This is a genomic window from Capnocytophaga sp. oral taxon 332 str. F0381 (assembly GCF_000318275.2).
GTDB classification, from domain to species: domain Bacteria; phylum Bacteroidota; class Bacteroidia; order Flavobacteriales; family Flavobacteriaceae; genus Capnocytophaga; species Capnocytophaga bilenii.
Genome location: NZ_KB291259.1, coordinates 2,572 through 19,465, shown reverse-complemented (window position 1 = coordinate 19,465; position 16,894 = coordinate 2,572). Strand labels below are relative to the sequence as shown.

Annotated in this window: 20 protein-coding genes; 2 read left to right on the top strand and 18 right to left on the bottom strand. The window is 38.9% G+C overall.

The features are described from left to right. The first annotated feature begins 278 nt into the window (after positions 1 to 278). Positions 279 to 698, top strand: a complete 420-nt coding sequence (locus tag HMPREF9075_RS01290; protein ID WP_009414788.1) for a hypothetical protein — start codon at positions 279 to 281, stop codon at positions 696 to 698. Positions 699 to 850: 152 nt separating this feature from the next. Here HMPREF9075_RS01290 and rpoB read toward each other — a convergent pair whose 3' ends face one another. The 17 genes from rpoB to HMPREF9075_RS01205 all read right to left on the bottom strand — a co-directional run bounded on the left by rpoB (position 851) and on the right by HMPREF9075_RS01205 (position 15,123). After that, complete coding sequence (rpoB, locus tag HMPREF9075_RS01285; RefSeq protein WP_009414787.1) at positions 851 to 4,660, bottom strand: DNA-directed RNA polymerase subunit beta; 3,810 nt, start codon at positions 4,658 to 4,660, stop codon at positions 851 to 853. Between the two features lie 58 nt (positions 4,661 to 4,718). Continuing rightward, complete coding sequence (locus HMPREF9075_RS01280; protein WP_009414786.1) at positions 4,719 to 5,180, bottom strand: hypothetical protein; 462 nt, start codon at positions 5,178 to 5,180, stop codon at positions 4,719 to 4,721. A gap of 68 nt (positions 5,181 to 5,248) precedes the next feature. Further along, on the bottom strand, positions 5,249 to 5,542 hold the full coding sequence (locus HMPREF9075_RS01275) for a hypothetical protein (RefSeq protein ID WP_009414785.1): 294 nt from the start codon (positions 5,540 to 5,542) through the stop codon (positions 5,249 to 5,251). After that, a complete protein-coding gene (locus HMPREF9075_RS01270; RefSeq protein ID WP_009414784.1) occupies positions 5,514 to 5,717 on the bottom strand; it encodes a hypothetical protein in 204 nt (67 codons plus the stop codon). Before HMPREF9075_RS01270 ends, HMPREF9075_RS01275 begins: the two co-directional genes overlap by 29 nt. A gap of 96 nt (positions 5,718 to 5,813) precedes the next feature. Then, positions 5,814 to 6,194, bottom strand: a complete 381-nt coding sequence (gene rplL, locus HMPREF9075_RS01265) for a 50S ribosomal protein L7/L12 (protein WP_009414783.1) — start codon at positions 6,192 to 6,194, stop codon at positions 5,814 to 5,816. Between the two features lie 49 nt (positions 6,195 to 6,243). Continuing rightward, a complete protein-coding gene (gene rplJ, locus HMPREF9075_RS01260; protein WP_009414782.1) occupies positions 6,244 to 6,762 on the bottom strand; it encodes a 50S ribosomal protein L10 in 519 nt (172 codons plus the stop codon). 23 nt (positions 6,763 to 6,785) lie between these two features. After that, a complete protein-coding gene (gene rplA, locus HMPREF9075_RS01255) occupies positions 6,786 to 7,475 on the bottom strand; it encodes a 50S ribosomal protein L1 (RefSeq protein WP_009414781.1) in 690 nt (229 codons plus the stop codon). Positions 7,476 to 7,487: 12 nt separating this feature from the next. Next, a complete protein-coding gene (gene rplK / locus HMPREF9075_RS01250; RefSeq protein WP_009414780.1) occupies positions 7,488 to 7,925 on the bottom strand; it encodes a 50S ribosomal protein L11 in 438 nt (145 codons plus the stop codon). A gap of 48 nt (positions 7,926 to 7,973) precedes the next feature. Next, entirely contained in the window at positions 7,974 to 8,525 is a 552-nt protein-coding gene (gene nusG, locus HMPREF9075_RS01245) for a transcription termination/antitermination protein NusG (protein WP_009414779.1), read from the bottom strand. Positions 8,526 to 8,538: 13 nt separating this feature from the next. After that, the gene (gene secE, locus HMPREF9075_RS01240; RefSeq protein ID WP_009414778.1) at positions 8,539 to 8,724 is read right to left on the bottom strand and encodes a preprotein translocase subunit SecE; all 186 of its coding nucleotides are present in this window, start codon (positions 8,722 to 8,724) and stop codon (positions 8,539 to 8,541) included. A 126-nt stretch (positions 8,725 to 8,850) separates the two neighbouring features. Further along, the gene (locus HMPREF9075_RS01235; protein WP_009414777.1) at positions 8,851 to 9,342 is read right to left on the bottom strand and encodes a metallophosphoesterase; all 492 of its coding nucleotides are present in this window, start codon (positions 9,340 to 9,342) and stop codon (positions 8,851 to 8,853) included. Beyond that, positions 9,339 to 10,097, bottom strand: a complete 759-nt coding sequence (gene rnc / locus HMPREF9075_RS01230; protein WP_009414776.1) for a ribonuclease III — start codon at positions 10,095 to 10,097, stop codon at positions 9,339 to 9,341. The genes HMPREF9075_RS01235 and rnc overlap by 4 nt, the downstream gene beginning before the upstream one ends. Before the next feature lie 15 nt (positions 10,098 to 10,112). After that, positions 10,113 to 11,363 (bottom strand): beta-ketoacyl-ACP synthase II, encoded by a 1,251-nt coding sequence (fabF, locus tag HMPREF9075_RS01225; protein WP_009414775.1) that lies wholly within the window; start codon positions 11,361 to 11,363, stop codon positions 10,113 to 10,115. A gap of 97 nt (positions 11,364 to 11,460) precedes the next feature. Further along, a complete protein-coding gene (locus HMPREF9075_RS01220) occupies positions 11,461 to 11,697 on the bottom strand; it encodes an acyl carrier protein (protein ID WP_009414774.1) in 237 nt (78 codons plus the stop codon). A 161-nt stretch (positions 11,698 to 11,858) separates the two neighbouring features. Continuing rightward, on the bottom strand, positions 11,859 to 13,307 hold the full coding sequence (gene miaB, locus HMPREF9075_RS01215) for a tRNA (N6-isopentenyl adenosine(37)-C2)-methylthiotransferase MiaB (RefSeq protein WP_009414773.1): 1,449 nt from the start codon (positions 13,305 to 13,307) through the stop codon (positions 11,859 to 11,861). Between the two features lie 84 nt (positions 13,308 to 13,391). Continuing rightward, a complete protein-coding gene (locus tag HMPREF9075_RS01210; RefSeq protein ID WP_009414772.1) occupies positions 13,392 to 14,774 on the bottom strand; it encodes a leucine-rich repeat domain-containing protein in 1,383 nt (460 codons plus the stop codon). An 82-nt stretch (positions 14,775 to 14,856) separates the two neighbouring features. Next, positions 14,857 to 15,123, bottom strand: coding sequence for a helix-turn-helix domain-containing protein (locus tag HMPREF9075_RS01205; RefSeq protein ID WP_009414771.1), 267 nt, complete (start codon positions 15,121 to 15,123; stop codon positions 14,857 to 14,859). A 134-nt stretch (positions 15,124 to 15,257) separates the two neighbouring features. Here HMPREF9075_RS01205 and HMPREF9075_RS01200 point away from each other — a divergent pair, with 134 nt between their 5' ends. Then, entirely contained in the window at positions 15,258 to 15,773 is a 516-nt protein-coding gene (locus tag HMPREF9075_RS01200; protein WP_009414770.1) for a hypothetical protein, read from the top strand. A 76-nt stretch (positions 15,774 to 15,849) separates the two neighbouring features. On the opposite strand, the gene HMPREF9075_RS01195 is transcribed toward HMPREF9075_RS01200, so the two are convergent. Then, positions 15,850 to 16,809: a glycosyltransferase family 2 protein gene (locus HMPREF9075_RS01195; protein WP_009414769.1), complete on the bottom strand. Its 960-nt coding sequence runs from the start codon at positions 16,807 to 16,809 to the stop codon at positions 15,850 to 15,852. Between the last annotated feature and the right edge of the window lie 85 nt (positions 16,810 to 16,894).

Here is a 16,894-nt window from a genome sequence, read left to right as displayed (position 1 = left end):
AGGTACGGCGTTTTTTTAATTCTCCAAATTTTTTGAGACTTTTTTTTGCAATTATTTTTTAAATCATTGATTTTCAGTACTAAAAAATTTGTATTTTTTTACCCCCAAGCGGTTATTTTTGCTATTTTGGTTTCATTCCCAAAGCATTTTTATCTATTTATGCGAATAAAAAGATGAAAAATAAGTTTATATTATCCCTGCAAAAGTAGTAATTATTTTGAATTTCTCATTAGCATATTAGCTATTTTTTCTAACTTTGTAAGCAAAAAAAAGTTATTATGTTAGAAAAAGCAATATTGATAGCAACGATAGCTCATAAAGGGCAAATAGATAAAGGAGCAACTCCTTATATTATGCACTTAATCAGAGTAATGAATGCAGGTAATACTGAAAATGAAAAAATATGTGGTATTTTGCACGATTTGATTGAGGATACAGAATGGACATTTGAAAAACTAAAAGAAGAAGGGTTTGATGATGAAATTATTGAAGCTTTGCGGTGTGTTACAAAGCTACCTAATGAAAATTATGAAGAGTTTATTGCACGCATTATTACCAATCCATTAGCTATAAAGATAAAACTTAATGACTTGAAAGATAATATGGATATCACCCGTCTAAGTTTTATTAGTGAAGAGGATTGTGAACGTCTCAATAAGTACTTAAAAGCATATCAGTTTCTTTTATCAAAAGCATAAAATAAGAAATCCAAATTATTGTTTTACACAACAATTTGGATTTCTTGTCTTATTACTTTATAGAACAAGGTTCTGTTCAGTTTCAAAATTACCAAAACTTCACACTCAAAAGATTTCAACAATCTTTCTCGCCAGCTCTTTAACGCATTGCTCTATTCTTCAAGTCTTATATCCAATCCAAGACCTTTCAATTCGTGCATCAATACGTTGAATGATTCTGGCAATCCTGGTTCAGGCATTGTCTCCCCTTTCACGATAGCCTCGTAAGTTTTAGCACGTCCTACCACATCATCAGATTTAACAGTTAAGATTTCGCGTAAGGTACTTGAAGCTCCATAGGCTTCTAATGCCCATACCTCCATCTCTCCAAAACGCTGACCTCCAAACTGCGCTTTACCTCCAAGAGGTTGTTGCGTGATAAGTGAATAAGGCCCTATAGAACGTGCGTGCATCTTATCATCAATCATATGTCCGAGCTTAATCATATAGATTACCCCTACAGTTGCTTTTTGGTCAAAACGCTCACCAGTACCTCCATCATATAAGTAAGTATGTCCAAAACGAGGTACACCAGCTTCATCAGTAAGAGCATTGATTTGCTCAAGTGAAGCACCATCAAAGATAGGAGTAGCATACTTTTGTCCTAATTTTTGTCCAGCCCATCCAAGTACGGTTTCATAAATCTGACCAATGTTCATACGCGATGGCACCCCAAGAGGGTTCAACACTATGTCTACAGGGGTTCCGTCTTCAAGGAATGGCATATCTTCATCACGAACAATACGTGCTACGATACCTTTATTACCGTGGCGACCTGCCATCTTATCACCAACTTTTAGCTTACGTTTCTTAGCTATATATATTTTAGCCAATTTCAAAATACCCGAAGGCAACTCATCCCCTACCGATACTGTGAATTTATCACGGCGCAACAAACCTTGCAAGTCGTTTTCACGAATGCGATAGTTATGCAACAAGTCATCTATAAGTCCGTTGATGTGTGCATCGTCTGTCCAGCCCGATGAGGTAAGATGTGCATAATCCTCAATATTCTCAAGTGCTTTTTTAGTATATTTTTTGCCTTTAGGGATAATTTCTTCGCCCAAATCATTCGTTACACCTTGTGAAGTTTTATCAGATACCAACGAATAAAGTTTCTCTAAAAGCTTATTGCGCAAAGCTTCAAATTTTGCATTGTATGAAGCTTCCAAAGTTGCCAAATCCTCTTTGTCTTTATTGCGTTTGCGTTTATCTTTTACAGCACGAGAAAAAAGCTTTTTATCAATTACTACCCCGTAAAGTGATGGTGAAGCCTTAAGTGAAGCATCTTTCACATCTCCAGCTTTATCACCAAAGATAGCACGCAACAATTTTTCTTCAGGAGTAGGATCCGATTCACCTTTAGGAGTAATCTTTCCTATAAGTATATCACCTGGTCGAACCTCTGCCCCAATGCGTATCATACCATTTTCATCCAAATCTTTGGTAGCATCTTCCGATACGTTAGGAATATCACTAGTAAGCTCTTCAGGACCCAATTTAGTATCACGTACCTCCAAAGCATACTCATCTATGTGAATAGAAGTAAAGATATCATCACGTACAGCACGCTCAGAAATTACGATAGCGTCCTCAAAGTTATAACCTTTCCAAGGCATAAACGCCACTTTCATATTGCGCCCTAAAGCCAATTCCCCATTTTCAGTAGCATATCCTTCACAAAGCACTTGCCCTTTTTTCACCCTTTGCCCTTTGTGAACTATAGGTTTAAGGTTGATACAAGTACCTTGGTTTGTTTTTTGGAATTTGATAAGTTTATAAACAGTCTCATCAGCATCAAAACTTACTAATTTTTCCTCATCAGTACGATCGTAAGTAATGATAATTTTTTCAGCATCCACATAATCCACTACCCCATCACGCTCAGCATTCATCAGTACGCGGGCATCTGAAGCAATACGGCGCTCTAAGCCAGTACCTACAATAGGCGCTTCAGGTTTCAACAATGGTACAGCTTGGCGCATCATATTCGAGCCCATCAACGCACGGTTCGCGTCATCGTGTTCCAAGAACGGAATCAAAGAAGCCGAAATAGAAGCTATCTGGTTAGGAGCGACGTCTATATATTCCACCTCATTAGGCTCAATAATAGGGAAGTCTCCATCCTCTTTTACAACCACACGCTCGTCAATGATTTTATCCTCACTATCCAAAGCTATGTTTGCCATACCAATCTTTAGTCCTTCTTCATCTTCTGCAGTAAGATAAGTCATATCTTTAAGGTCTACCTTTCCATTAGTCACCTTGTGGTAAGGCGTTTCAATAAAGCCCATACCATTTACTTTTGAAAAGACTGCCAATGAAGAGATAAGCCCAATGTTAGGTCCCTCAGGAGTTTCAATAGGACACAAACGACCATAGTGAGTGTAGTGTACGTCACGCACCTCAAAACCAGCACGCTCACGCGACAAACCTCCAGGCCCTAAAGCCGACAAACGTCTCTTGTGAGTAATCTCTGCCAATGGGTTTGTCTGATCCATAAACTGTGAAAGCTGGTTTGTACCAAAGAAAGAGTTTATTACAGACGACAATGTCTTAGCATTGATCAAATCAATAGGTGTAAATACCTCGTTATCACGCACATTCATACGCTCACGAATAGTACGAGCCATACGTGAAAGTCCTACACCAAACTGTGCTGCCAACTGCTCACCCACTGTACGTACACGGCGGTTAGAAAGGTGGTCGATATCATCGACTTCAGCCTTCGAGTTGATAAGCTCTATAAGGTATTTTACAATAGTGATAATATCCTCCTTGGTAAGCACCTGCTTTTCCATAGGCGTATCAAGCCCCAATTTCTTGTTGATACGATAACGCCCTACATCACCCAAATTATAACGCTGATCTGAGAAGAAAAGCTTATCAATAATACCACGAGCCGTTTCCTCATCAGGCGGTTCAGCATTACGCAACTGACGATAGATGTGTTCTACAGCCTCCTTTTCAGAGTTTGTAGGGTCTTTCTGTAAAGTATTGTGAATAATTGTATAGTCTGTCGTTTGGCTATCCTCCTTATGAAGAAGAATAGTTTTCACATCAGCCTCCAATATTTCTTGAATATTATCCTCATCAAGAACCGTATCACGGTCAAGGATAATTTCATTACGCTCAATAGAAACCACCTCACCAGTATCCTCATCTACGAAGTCCTCGTGCCAAGTATTTAGCACACGAGCCGCCAAACGTCTACCAATGTACTTTTTAAGCCCTGTTTTAGAAACTTTTATTTCCTCAGCAAGGTCAAATATTTCTAATATATCTTTATCTCGCTCAAAACCAATAGCCCTAAACAAAGTAGTTACAGGAAGTTTTTTCTTACGGTCGATGTAAGCATACATCACATTGTTGATGTCGGTAGCAAACTCAATCCACGAACCTTTAAAAGGAATAATACGAGCTGAATAAAGTTTTGTACCATTAGTATGAAACGACTGCCCGAAGAATACGCCCGGAGAACGGTGCAATTGTGATACCACCACACGTTCAGCACCATTGATAACGAATGTACCACTGGTAGTCATATAAGGTACAGTACCCAAATAGACATCTTGCACGATAGTTTCAAAATCTTCGTGCTCAGGGTCGGTGCAATAGAGCTTCAATCTCGCTTTCAATGGCACACTATATGTAAGACCACGCTCTATACACTCCTGAATAGTATAACGAGGTGGATCTACAAAATAATCAAGAAATTCAAGTACAAATTGGTTACGAGTATCAGTAATAGGAAAGTTCTCCTTAAATGTCTGATACAAGCCCTCGTGCACTCGGTCTTCCGATTTCGTTTCCATTTGAAAGAACTCTTGAAACGCTTTAATTTGAATATCCAAAAAATCAGGATATTCAGGAACGTGTTTCACGGAAGCAAAATTCACTCTTGCAGTTTGATTCGTAAGCATTTTCTTTACTTTAATATTATTATTTAATGCGTTAGTAGTAAGTTGTTGTCATTAGTTGTTAGCTGCCACAGTAGATATAGGTTCTTGCAACACCATCTTCTTCTTTTTCTACTTCAGAACCTTCATAAAATACGTGGTCGCCTAATTCTTTATTAGCCTGTTGGTTATGTACTTTCATCAGAAATTCATAGCCCAAAAAGTTCTTGCCGTTATCAGGAAGCAAAGTTGCTGCCAATTCTACCTGATAACCATACTCATCATCATCAGGTTCTTGTTCAAAATAATCTTCATCTTCTCGCAACTCCTCATTAGGTAGTATATCTTCTGGGTGTACCCAAGCCATATATTGCATTTCAATACTAGGCTCATCAATTACTAGTTCGTCTAATTGCCATTCTTTTTCGTTTTCACAGCTAATATTATACTCTTCAATATCTTTTTTAAACTCTTCTACAGTATTATAATACTTCTTAGAAAAACTCCAATAGATGTTATTTAAACGTTCAAGGTGTTTGCTCATTTTGTTTTATGTTTATTTGGCTAAAGTATATTTAATCTTCTGCCATAATATTGTTATTGTATTGTTTTCTAAAATAAAGGTTCTTGATAACAGCTTCTAAAATCCCTTATTTCTATTACACCAAGTTCTTCATAAACCTTATAATATATTATAAATCTTTTATTTAGAAAATATTTTCTATATAAATCCATTTGCTCACTATATGTTGCCAAAAAATAGGGAGCTTCAACCAACTCATCTTCTAAGGTTTCAACAGCTTGTATTATCTTAAATGAATAGTCAAAAGAGCCATTATGTCTATCCCAATAATCAAGAGTCTCATAATATTTCTTTTTAGCCTCTATTACCCAATTTACCCGCATACTTTTCCCGTATTTCTCTACGCACCTCTTCACTACTTACTACCATTCCCAATCTCGATTGTTCTTCAGCTATTGCTAAACTCTTTAGTTCATCAGGTGTTAGTTGATAATAAAAATCTTCTTCTTCTAAGATTTTTTTACGGTCATCTATTGCTATATTTAATAGAGTTTCCATAGTTTCCTAACTTTACTTTTCATTTAAATTACAAAATGGTTTAGGTCTAATTCCTATTGAAAAAGACCTAAACCTTATAGGGTTCTCTTAGTAAAATTATTTCAATTCTACTTCAGCACCAGCTTCTTCTAAAGATTTTTTAAGCCCTTCAGCTTCTTCTTTAGAAACACCTTCTTTTACTTTTGAAGGAGCACCGTCTACTACTTCTTTAGCCTCTTTTAGTCCAAGACCAGTAAGGTCTTTTACTAATTTCACTACAGCCAATTTGTTAGCACCTGCTGATTTCAATACTACGTCAAATTCAGTTTTTTCAGCTGCAGCTTCACCTGCACCACCTGCTGCAGGCCCTGCTGCTACTGCTACTGCAGCTGCTGCTGGCTCAATACCATACTCGTCTTTAAGGATTTGAGCAAGCTCGTTTACTTCTTTAACGGTTAAATTTACTAATTGTTCTGCGAAATTTTTTAAATCTGCCATTTTTTCTATCGTTTTTTAATTGTTTATAAATAATTTTGTGCGTTTCTCACTATTCTTTTTCCGAAAGTGTCTTGATGATACCCGCAAGCTTACCACCGCTTGATTTAAGCGCAGAGATAACGTTCTTGGCTGGTGATTGAAGCAAGCCAATGATATCGCCAATAATTTCGTTTTTAGATTTGATAGCTGCAAGTGCATCCAATTGGTTATCACCTACAAACACTGCCGAATCTATATAAGCCCCTTTCAATACAGGCTTGTCTGATTTTTTGCGGAACTCTTTGATAAGTTTAGCTGGTGCATTACCCACTTCAGCATACATCAAGGCACTATTTCCTTTTAGTATATGTGGTAATTCACCAAATTCTTTATCTGAACTTTCCATTGCTTTTGCAAGCAAAGTATTCTTTACAACTGCTAGCTTTATATCCGCTTTGAAGCACGCACGGCGCAATGCACTCGTTTGTTGAGCGTCCAAGCCAGTTAGGTCTGTTACATAAATAACGTTGTTTTCAGCTAACTGAGCAGTCAAATTGTCTATTACTAATGATTTTTCTTCTCTTGTCATAATTTCCGATTATTAACTACCAATTAAACTGTTTTTGTATCCACTGCTACACTTGGGCTCATTGTAGATGAAAGGTAGATAGATTTCATATACGTACCTTTTGCCGCTGTAGGTTTCATTTTTATCAACGTTTGGATAAGTTCGTTAGCATTATCTACCAATTTATCAGCAGAGAAAGAAACTTTACCTATCGATGCGTGTACAATACCTGTTTTATCCACACGGAAGTCTATTTTACCAGCTTTTACCTCTTGTACAGCTTTACCAATTTCCATAGTAACGGTACCTGTTTTAGGGTTAGGCATCAAGCCACGAGGGCCTAATACTCGTCCTAACGGACCTAATTTACCCATTACTGCAGGCATTGTTACGATTACATCTACATCAGTCCAACCATCTTTTATCTTTTGTAGATATTCATCAAGCCCTACATAGTCAGCACCAGCAGCCTTTGCTTCCGCTTCTTTATCAGGCGTTACCAAAGCCAATACGCGAACATCTTTACCTGTTCCGTGGGGTAGTGTAACCACACCACGCACCATTTGGTTCGCTTTACGTGGGTCTACACCCAAACGTACTGCAATATCCACTGAAGCATCAAACTTGGTATAAGTAATTTCTTTTAATAATGCAGAAGCATCTTTTAGCGAATAAAGTTTATTCCTATCCACTTTGGCAAGAGCTTCTTTGTGTTTCTTTGTTAATTTTGCCATAATGCTTTCCGATTAAAAAGGTTTTTCACCAGTTACTGTTATACCCATTGAGCGAGCTGTACCCGCAACCATACTCATTGCAGCTTCCAATGTAAATGCACTTAAATCAGGCATCTTATCTTCTGCAATTGCTTTTACTTGTTCCCAAGTAACACTACCTACTTTTTTACGGTTGGGCTCTCCTGATCCTCCTTTAACCTTTGCAATTTCCAATAGCTGAACGGCAGCAGGCGCTGTTTTTACGACAAAGTCAAACGACTTATCTTTGTATACTGTGATAACTACAGGAACCACTTTGCCTTGCTTATCTTGCGTACGTGCATTGAACTGCTTGCAAAATTCCATAATGTTAACACCGGCAGCACCTAATGCGGGTCCTATTGGTGGCGAAGGATTCGCTTGACCTCCCCGAGCTTGTAGTTTAACTACTTTACTAATTTCTTTTGCCATTGTTTATTAATAATTATTTTTATGCCCCGCTTTTGGCAAGGCGTTCTTTTACAATTTCTCTACTTGCGTGTAGCTAAGCTCTATAGGCGTTTTGCGACCAAAAATCTTTACCATTATTTCAAGCTTGCGTTTTTCCTCATTTACACGCTCTATAGTACCATTAAATCCGTTGAAGGGACCATCTATCAGTTTTACTGTTTCGCCCACTTCAAAAGGTATTGGTAATGCTTCAACCGTTTCTGCCAATTCATCTACCTGTCCCAGCATTCGGCTCACATCACTCTTGCGCAAAGGAAGCGGGTCACCACCTTTGGTTTCGCTCAAGAAACCTACTACCCCAGGTATCGATTTGATGATATGCAATACCTCACCAGCCAAGTGTACTTTTACCATCACATAACCAGGCATATGCACACGGTCTTTTGTAATTTTTTTGCCGTTGCGCACTTGTACCACCTTCTCGGTAGGAACCAAAACCTCCTCTACATAGTCAGCATAACCCAAGCGGTTTGTTTCTGTTTCTATGTGATTCTTTATTTTGTTTTCCTGCCCTGTAACAGTTTTTATTACATACCATTTTTTTTCTAACAATGCAGACATTCCTCGGTTGTTTTTATTTCATAAAATTAAAATACTCAGCTACTATCCACTCAAAGAAGGAATCCATACCCCATACTACTAATGAAAAAAGTACAGAAAACACCACTACCACTACCATTTCTTTTTGAGAGTCGGCTAATGTAGGCCACGTTACGTGGTTCTTAAGTTCTTCATAAGATTCTTTAATATACTGAACCATAATTAGTTATTTTATATTTATCTACAATAAGTACCTAAATAGGCACGCTTTTGGGCAGCAAAAGTACGGCAAATATTTTAATCTACAAAACTTTTTACTAAAAAAATATTTTTTTTCTCCTCTACTCTATCTTTTTCCAAGTTCTATTACCTCTAAATTTTTAATCTCCTCCCCCTCTATTTCAAAGCGCAACATCGTACGCACTTTATGCCAACCATAGTTGCCAGCAGCCCCTGGGTTTAGGTGTAAGAGCTTGTATTTAGGGTCATATTGCACTTTTAATATATGTGAGTGTCCCGATATAAATAATTTAGGCTTATTTACCTGAATTTCTTGGGTAGCCAAAGCTGTATAATGAGCAGGATACCCCCCTATGTGTATCATCAGTACTTGCACTTGCTGGCAAGTAAAGCAATTCACTTCGGGGAAAAATTGTCGCACCTCTGTACCGTCAATATTGCCATATACACCGCGCAAAGGTTTTACTGCCTGTAGAGCTTCTATCACCTGTTTATTGCCAAAGTCGCCGCAGTGCCACACCTCATCGGCTTGGGCAGCATAGTGCAGTATGCGGTCGTCTATATACGAATGCGTATCGGAAAGCAGCAGTATTTTCATTTTACATCTAATTTTTGGTGTCGTTTACCCTGTATTTTATAACAAGCACGCTTGGCAGCCGTCTCTTCAGCCTTCTTTTTAGAAGTTGCACGAGCCCGTGTTACCGAATAGCCCTCTACGTGCACCTTTGCTATAAAGTATTTCGTCTCCGATTTATCTTCAATATCCTCTTCGGCTTCAAACAAAAAATCTAATTTGTGCTTTTGGCACCATTCTATTAGCAAACTTTTGTGACTAATTACCTTCTCTTCCAAATATTTAATATCAATATTAGGCAAAATAAGTTTGCGTTCTATAAAGCTAAAACAAGTTTTATAACCTTTGTCAAGATAAATAGCCCCAATAAGAGCCTCAAAAAGATTACCCGTAATATTATTGCCCAACTGCCGTGGAGTGAGCTTGGTACGCAAGAAGCTGAGCAAGTCGAGCTCCTCACCCAATCGGTTCAAGTTGCGCCTTTCCACAATTTTAGAGCGCATTTTGGTAAGGTAACCCTCATTTTCTTCGGGTGCATTCGTAAAAATATAATCAGCGATTACCGCTCCCAAAATAGCATCGCCCAAGAATTCGAGCCGCTCATAACTTTTGCGAGTAGCCTTTTGGTACTGATAAGAAGGGTGAGTAAAAGCCTCACTATAAAGCGATAAGTTTTTGGGTGAAAACCCCAAAAGCTCTTTCATTTTATTATAAAAAATCCCGTCTTTCTTCTTAGAAGTAAAACGGGAAAAATCTAATATTTTCTTTAAGCTAAACACTTAATTAAATACTTATTATGATAGTTTTTTAAACAATAAGCACGCATTATGCCCACCAAAGCCAAAAGTATTGCTCATCGCTACATTCACTTCACGAGCTTGTGCTTTGTTAAATGTAAAGTTCAAACGAGGGTCTATGCGTTCATCAGGGTGTTCAAAGTTGATAGTTGGAGGAACTATGCTATTCTTGATAGCCAAGATAGAAGCTACTGCCTCAATAGCACCCGCTGCTCCCAACAAGTGTCCCGTCATAGATTTTGTAGAGTTGATATTGATATTATAAGCGTGCTCTCCAAATACATCAAGTACAGCTTTAGATTCCGCTACATCTCCCAGCGGCGTAGAAGTACCGTGCATATTGATAGCATCTACCTCATTAGGAGTTACGTTGGCATCTTTCAGGCAGTTATTCATTACCAATTTAGCTCCCAGCCCTTCGGGGTGAGGTGCCGTCATATGATAAGCATCGGCAGAAAGCCCGCCTCCTGCCAATTCGCAATAGATAGTAGCACCACGAGCCACAGCGTGATTGTATTCTTCCAATACGATAGCCCCCGCACCTTCGCCTAATACAAAACCATCGCGATTAGCGTCAAACGGGCGCGAAGCCTTTGAAGGATCTTCATTAAAAGTAGATAGTGCGTGCAAAGCATTGAAACCTCCAATGCCCGCAATAGTAACTGCAGCTTCAGACCCTCCCGACACTATCACATCGGCATAGCCAAAGCGAATGTAGTTCAGCGCATCAATCATAGCATTTGCTGCTGATGCACAAGCCGAAACAGTAGTAAAATTAGGCCCTCTAAAACCGTATTTTATCGAAATCATACCTGAAGCAATATCAGCTATCATTTTAGGAATAAAGAAAGGGTTGAAGCGAGGTGTGCCATCTCCTTGTTGATAGTTGATAACCTCATTTTGGAAAGTTTCGAGACCTCCAATTCCTGAGCCCCAAATTACCCCTACTCTATCTTTATCGGTTTTTTCTACGTCTAAATGAGCATCTTTTACTGCTTCATCGGCTACTACTAAAGCATATTGGGCAAATTTATCCAATTTTCGAGCTTCTTTTCGGTCGATAAAGTTTTCTACATTAAATCCTTTCAGTTCGCAAGCAAACTGAGTTTTAAACTTAGAAGCGTCAAAATAAGTAATGGGTGCAGCGCCACTTTTGCCTGCTACAAGCCCTTGCCAAAAGTCATTGGCAGTATTCCCTACAGGGGTGAGCGCACCAATACCGGTTACTACTACACGTCTTCTCTCCATATAGTTCCTTTTAATTTTTTAGCATTTAGGTTTTAAAATTAGATAAAGGCTATCAGCAATAATTTTTATTACCAATAGCCGTCTATCTATCAGCTACTTACTGTTTATTGTCTTCAATGTATTTTATAGCCTGACCTACTGTTTGAATATTTTCAGCTTGGTCATCTGGAATTTGAATATCAAATTCTTTTTCAAATTCCATAATCAACTCAACAGTGTCTAATGAATCAGCTCCTAAATCATTAGTAAAGCTTGCTTCATTTGTTACTTCGTTTTCGTCTACGCCTAATTTATCTACGATAATGGCTTTAACTCTTGATGCAATGTCTGACATAATTTTCTTATTTTATGATATAATTACTGACGGCAAAGGTACGTATTTTTTTTGAATAACAATCTTTTTACTAACAAATATTGTTATTTTTTTGTACCCAACCTATTAAACATACTTATTATCAGATTGTTAGCTTATAACTAAAGGAAGCGTTACTCAGCTTAAAAATTCATTTCGCTATAGCCAATCGCTTTACCTATGAGGGTTGTAGAGGTACAATCGGTAACTTTTACCATTACAAAATCGCCTACTTTATAGTCTTCTTTAGGGAACACTACTACAGTGTTTTGGGTATTGCGCCCCATCCACTCTTTATCCGATTTTTTTGAGTTGCCCTCAATAAGTACTTCTACTGTATTGCCCAATTGTGCCTGAGTGCGGTAAAGACTGTGTTTTTGCTGAAGGTCTATAATCTCAGCCAATCGGCGTTTTTTCACCTCTTCGGGCACATCGTCTTCTATTTTGCGAGCTGCTAAAGTACCAGGTCGTTCAGAATAAGCAAACATAAAGCCAAAATCATATTTTACGTATTCCATTAGCGAAAGTGTATCTTGATGATCAGCTTCAGTTTCAGTAGGGAAACCTGTAATCATATCTTGCGAAATAGCACAATCGGGGATACGCTCGCGTATACTATCTATCAGGGTAAAGTATTCTTCACGGGTATGCAAGCGGTTCATAGCTTTCAAAATACGATTGCTACCACTTTGTACGGGCAGGTGAATGTACTTGCAAATATTGTGATGTTGTGCCATTGTGTCAATCACATCAAGGGTCATATCTTGTGGATTGGAGGTAGAGAAGCGAATACGCATTTTGGGGTAAGCCGTAGCTACCATATCTAATAGCTTAGCAAAGTTGATAGCTGTAGCTTGTTGCATTTCGGTAGCTTTGCTAAAATCTTTCTTCAGCCCGCCACCATACCATAAGTAACTATCTACATTTTGCCCTAATAGAGTAACTTCCTTAAAACCACGTGCTTGCAAGTCGGCTATCTCTTCGAGGATAGAGTAAGGGTCTCGACTGCGTTCACGCCCACGAGTGAAAGGTACTATGCAGAAGGTACACATATTGTCGCAACCACGAGTGATTGAAACAAAAGCGGTAACGCCATTGCTGTTGAGGCGTATTGGGGCAATATCGGCATAGGTTTCATCTTTAGAGAGAATTACGTTTACAGCCTCGCGTCCTTCTTCAACATCTTCTAAAAGGTTGGGCAGGTCTTTATAAGCATCGGGACCTACCACCATATCTACGATTTTTTCTTCTTCTAAAAAAGCGTGTTTTACGCGTTCTGCCATACAGCCTAATACACCGACTTTCATCGCTGGCTTTTTGCGTTTATATACGTTGAACTGTTCTAAGCGTTTTCGTATGGTTTGTTCGGCTTTGTCGCGCACTGAACAGGTGTTAATGAGTACCAAATCAGCTTCTTCTACGGTGTTGGTGGTATTATAGCCCACTTTGGCGAGGATAGAAGCTACAATTTCGCTATCAGAAAAATTCATTTGGCAGCCGTAGCTTTCTATGTATAGTTTTTTGGTGTTGGCGGTATTGGATTGTAACATCAGGCTTTGCCCTTGTTTGCTTTCGTCTATTTCTTTTGCCATAAAGGTATAAGTTTCTATTTGAGGGTGCAAAGATAGGAATAATTTGGCAATTAGCTGTTAATCATCGTAAATTTGAAATAATCACTATTCTAAAGCACAATCTTGCCAGCCTGTAGTTTGTTTGTAGGTTTCGAGCGACCTGAAGGGGACTACTACTTTGCCTCTGTAGCCCATTCTGCCCGAAAGTGCAGGCGGATTGATAGCGCGGCAGTGTAGTTCAGTAAGTCCTGTATTTTCAAAAGCTCCTGCATCTATTTTTTCAATGGTAGCGGGGAGTCGTAGTTCTTTTAAATTCTTACAATTTAGGAATGCTTGTACGCCTATTGCGGTAGTAAAGCGCGAGAGTTTTACTTCTTCGAGATTGTAACAATCGGAAAAGGCTCGTATGCCTATAACGGTAACAGCACGGGGTAGCTCTATGGTTTTTAGGCTTTCACAAAAAGCAAAAGCATAGCTTCCCACATAGGCTACGCCTTCGGGCAAGGTAACTTCTTGCAGACTTTTGCAGCCGTAAAAAGCACCATAAAAAATATCGGTAAGTGCCAAAGGAAATTGTATTGCCTCTAAGGCTGTGCAGTTTCTAAATGCCTGCATATTGATTTTTTCTACCGTATCGGGAATAATAATGGCTTTTAGCGAGGTGCAGTTTAAAAAAGTGTCATTCTGGAGGTGGCGCATTCCGTAGGGTAGTTTTACATCGGTGAGGGCTGTACAGTTATGAAAAGCACTTGCTCCTAGATATACTACAGTGTCGGGAATTTCTATTGTTTCTAAAGTAGTGCAGTTTTCAAAACAATCATCGCCTATGCCTACTAAATTTTGGGGTAGATCTATTTTGTTAAGGCTACTGCAAGAGGCAAAAGCAGCACTTTTGATGCGTTGTAAAACAGGGGGAAGATTTACTTCTTTGAGCTGTTTGCAGCCGAAGAACAAGCGCGAAGGAATGGCTTCTAATTGTTTCATTGTAAAGCTGGCTCGCTTGAGCTGGGTACAATCTGAAAATACGCCTGTGCCTAATGAAGTAAGGCTTTCTGGCAGGGTGATGGATTCTAAAGCTGTACAACCTCTAAAAGCCCAATCGCCTACTGAAGAGAGCGTATTGGGCAGATTGATAGTTTTAAGACTTTCGCAAAAAGCAAAAGCGTTGTTGCCGATATTGGTTAGCGAAGCTGCGATGCTTACTTGCAATAGGGAAGTGCAGCCTGCAAAAGCGCCATCGCCTATAGCGGTTACTGAAGCTGCGATGCTTACATAGCGCAGCCTATTACAATCTTTAAAAGCATCGGTAGCGATGGTTTTGACAGAGCGTGGCAGTTCTACCCGTCCGTCAGAAGGGATTTTATTGTTGTCGCATTTTAGCAGTACATCCTCTTTGATAAGGAGTGCCTCGCTACCCCTCTGGGCTAAAGCTATCTGCAACGATAGGAAGAAAATGATAAAACAATATTTATAAACTGTGGTAGTCATTAAAAAAATATTTGAGGGTGCAAAGGTAAGAAAAAAAATTAATTTGCGATTATCCTTCGCTCAACCTTCGCTCAACCTTCGCTCATCCTTCGGCGAGGGTATGAGAGATATTGGGCTCCTCCAGCAACGAATAAATTGTAGTGCCCAATGCCTTTGCTATAGTAATAAGCGTTTCTACCCTCAAACGATGTTGCCCATTTTCTATCCTCCTATAGGTAGTGGTATCTACCCCCAGAATATCGCCCATTTGTTCACAACTCAACTGCTGGGCAAGCCGCAGCTTTCTTATCTTTGTCAAGACACTATCTACTTTTTCAGTAGCTTCTTCAAGGTTAGTATACTTCTTCATCGCTATTATTTTTTAAGTTTATGAGGCAAAAATAGTAAAAAAAAACGTATATTCCAAAAAAAAAGCGTTTTTCGCACTATCATTTGTACAAAAAGCGCCTTATCTTTGCAGCAGTAATTTAAAAAAGTTTATTTATGAAAGGAATTTACAAAAATTTGTTCTTTATGCTATGTATTAGCATTGTTTTGTGGTCGTGCAGTAAAGACCATAAAGAGCCTTTGCAAGATTTGAAAGATAAGCAAATGGCACAGCAAGATTTCTTTGGCACTGTTGCTGGTAAAGACATTATTACAGAAGAGAATAAAGTGCTCTTTATCACTTATCAGTTCAACGCTCAAGATGAAACGATTACATTGCTATCCGCTACCGAAGCTCGCCCCAGTGAGGAGATTGCTTGGGATACTGTCTTGGGTTATGACAACAAGCCCAGCCAAAAGGGCGGCTTTGTAGTACATTGTGATAAAGACGGCAAAGTTTGGGAAAAGAAGTGTGAGGGGTATGACTGTGTAACTTTAGTACAAAAATGCTTAGGTTCGGGAGGGTGCGCCCAAATATGTAATGCCAATATGGTATACGTTCCTCAAACAAAAGTGTTTTACCTATCGGACGACCTCAATAAGCTTATCGATACCAAAGAAGATGCTTTTTAGACGTTAGTCATTAGGTATTAGTTATTAGTCGTTAGTTTTTAGTCCTTAGATGATAATACTTGCTAAAAACTAACGACTAAATAAAAAATAACTTTCGCTGGAAATAGTCTTTAAAAGTGATTGTTTTAGGGCGTTTTTGTTTAAACGCAGCAAAGTGCTTGTAAAAAGCAAAATGTGCCCTTACAATTTCATAGGTGAGGCGTGGTTTGCCTTGTAGCAAAAAGCGTACTCCTGCAACTCCATCAAGCACTAAGCGCAAAAAGAGGGTTGTATACAAGCCTTTATCGGGTAGGTTTTTCAGGAGCATTAGCAGGCTATTGCGAAAGTTTAGGTAGGTTTTCTTCGGATTATTAGTTGCAAGGGTAGCTCCTCCTAAATGATAGACGACACTTTGGGTTACACAAGCTACTTTGAAGCCTTCGCGATGGGCGCGCCAGCAAAGGTCTATTTCTTCTTGATGTGCAAAAAAAACTTCTTCAAAACCTGCTAACTGATGAAATACTTTCGCCCTGATAAAAAAACAAGCTCCTGAAGCCCAAAATACGGGTACAGGCTCAGGCGCATCGTATTGTCCTTTGTCTTCTTCGAGGGTATTAAACTGCCTGCCCCTACAATAAGGATAGCCGTATTTATCTATATACCCTCCTGCGGCTCCTGCATATTCAAACTTTTCGGGCTGCTTGAAATCTAACAGCTTTGGTTGTGCTATCGCTAATGTTTCATCATTGGCAAAAGCTTCTATAATAGGGCGTAACCAGCCTTCGGTAACCGCAACATCGGAATTCAGCAGGCAATATACATCTGCCTGAATATGCTGTAAGGCCGCGTTATAGCCTCCTGCATAGCCTAAATTTTCAGTATTTTGAACAATGCGAATGGCAGGATAACGCTCTTGCACAAAAGCTACGGAATCATCGGTAGAAGCATTGTCTGCCAAATAGATAGTTGCCTGAGCTGAGTGCAATAGTACCGAAGGAAGAAACTGTTCTAACAAGGCACGACCATTCCAATTAAGAATTACAATAGCAATCGTCATCTGTCTGTAATATTTTTGAAAGAAAATAGAAACTACTTTATAATCTGTTTAAAATAAAGAAGATACAGGAATTACAAGAAGATAA

Bases quoted from the DNA above. Each gene is read 5' to 3' on its own strand.
- rpoB (WP_009414787.1), bottom strand. From the start codon at position 4,660: ATGCTTACGAATCAAACTGCAAGAGTGAATTTTGCTTCCGTGAAACAC.
- HMPREF9075_RS01200 (WP_009414770.1), top strand. From the start codon at position 15,258: ATGAAAGGAATTTACAAAAATTTGTTCTTTATGCTATGTATTAGCATT.
- miaB (WP_009414773.1), bottom strand. From the start codon at position 13,307: ATGGCAAAAGAAATAGACGAAAGCAAACAAGGGCAAAGCCTGATGTTA.
- rplA (WP_009414781.1), bottom strand. From the start codon at position 7,475: ATGGCAAAATTAACAAAGAAACACAAAGAAGCTCTTGCCAAAGTGGAT.
- rplK (WP_009414780.1), bottom strand. From the start codon at position 7,925: ATGGCAAAAGAAATTAGTAAAGTAGTTAAACTACAAGCTCGGGGAGGT.
- HMPREF9075_RS01275 (WP_009414785.1), bottom strand. From the start codon at position 5,542: ATGCGGGTAAATTGGGTAATAGAGGCTAAAAAGAAATATTATGAGACT.
- rplJ (WP_009414782.1), bottom strand. From the start codon at position 6,762: ATGACAAGAGAAGAAAAATCATTAGTAATAGACAATTTGACTGCTCAG.
- rplL (WP_009414783.1), bottom strand. From the start codon at position 6,194: ATGGCAGATTTAAAAAATTTCGCAGAACAATTAGTAAATTTAACCGTT.
- HMPREF9075_RS01235 (WP_009414777.1), bottom strand. From the start codon at position 9,342: ATGAAAATACTGCTGCTTTCCGATACGCATTCGTATATAGACGACCGC.
- HMPREF9075_RS01205 (WP_009414771.1), bottom strand. From the start codon at position 15,123: ATGAAGAAGTATACTAACCTTGAAGAAGCTACTGAAAAAGTAGATAGT.
- secE (WP_009414778.1), bottom strand. From the start codon at position 8,724: ATGGTTCAGTATATTAAAGAATCTTATGAAGAACTTAAGAACCACGTA.
- HMPREF9075_RS01210 (WP_009414772.1), bottom strand. From the start codon at position 14,774: ATGACTACCACAGTTTATAAATATTGTTTTATCATTTTCTTCCTATCG.
- nusG (WP_009414779.1), bottom strand. From the start codon at position 8,525: ATGTCTGCATTGTTAGAAAAAAAATGGTATGTAATAAAAACTGTTACA.
- HMPREF9075_RS01270 (WP_009414784.1), bottom strand. From the start codon at position 5,717: ATGGAAACTCTATTAAATATAGCAATAGATGACCGTAAAAAAATCTTA.
- HMPREF9075_RS01220 (WP_009414774.1), bottom strand. From the start codon at position 11,697: ATGTCAGACATTGCATCAAGAGTTAAAGCCATTATCGTAGATAAATTA.
- HMPREF9075_RS01195 (WP_009414769.1), bottom strand. From the start codon at position 16,809: ATGACGATTGCTATTGTAATTCTTAATTGGAATGGTCGTGCCTTGTTA.
- fabF (WP_009414775.1), bottom strand. From the start codon at position 11,363: ATGGAGAGAAGACGTGTAGTAGTAACCGGTATTGGTGCGCTCACCCCT.
- HMPREF9075_RS01290 (WP_009414788.1), top strand. From the start codon at position 279: ATGTTAGAAAAAGCAATATTGATAGCAACGATAGCTCATAAAGGGCAA.
- HMPREF9075_RS01280 (WP_009414786.1), bottom strand. From the start codon at position 5,180: ATGAGCAAACACCTTGAACGTTTAAATAACATCTATTGGAGTTTTTCT.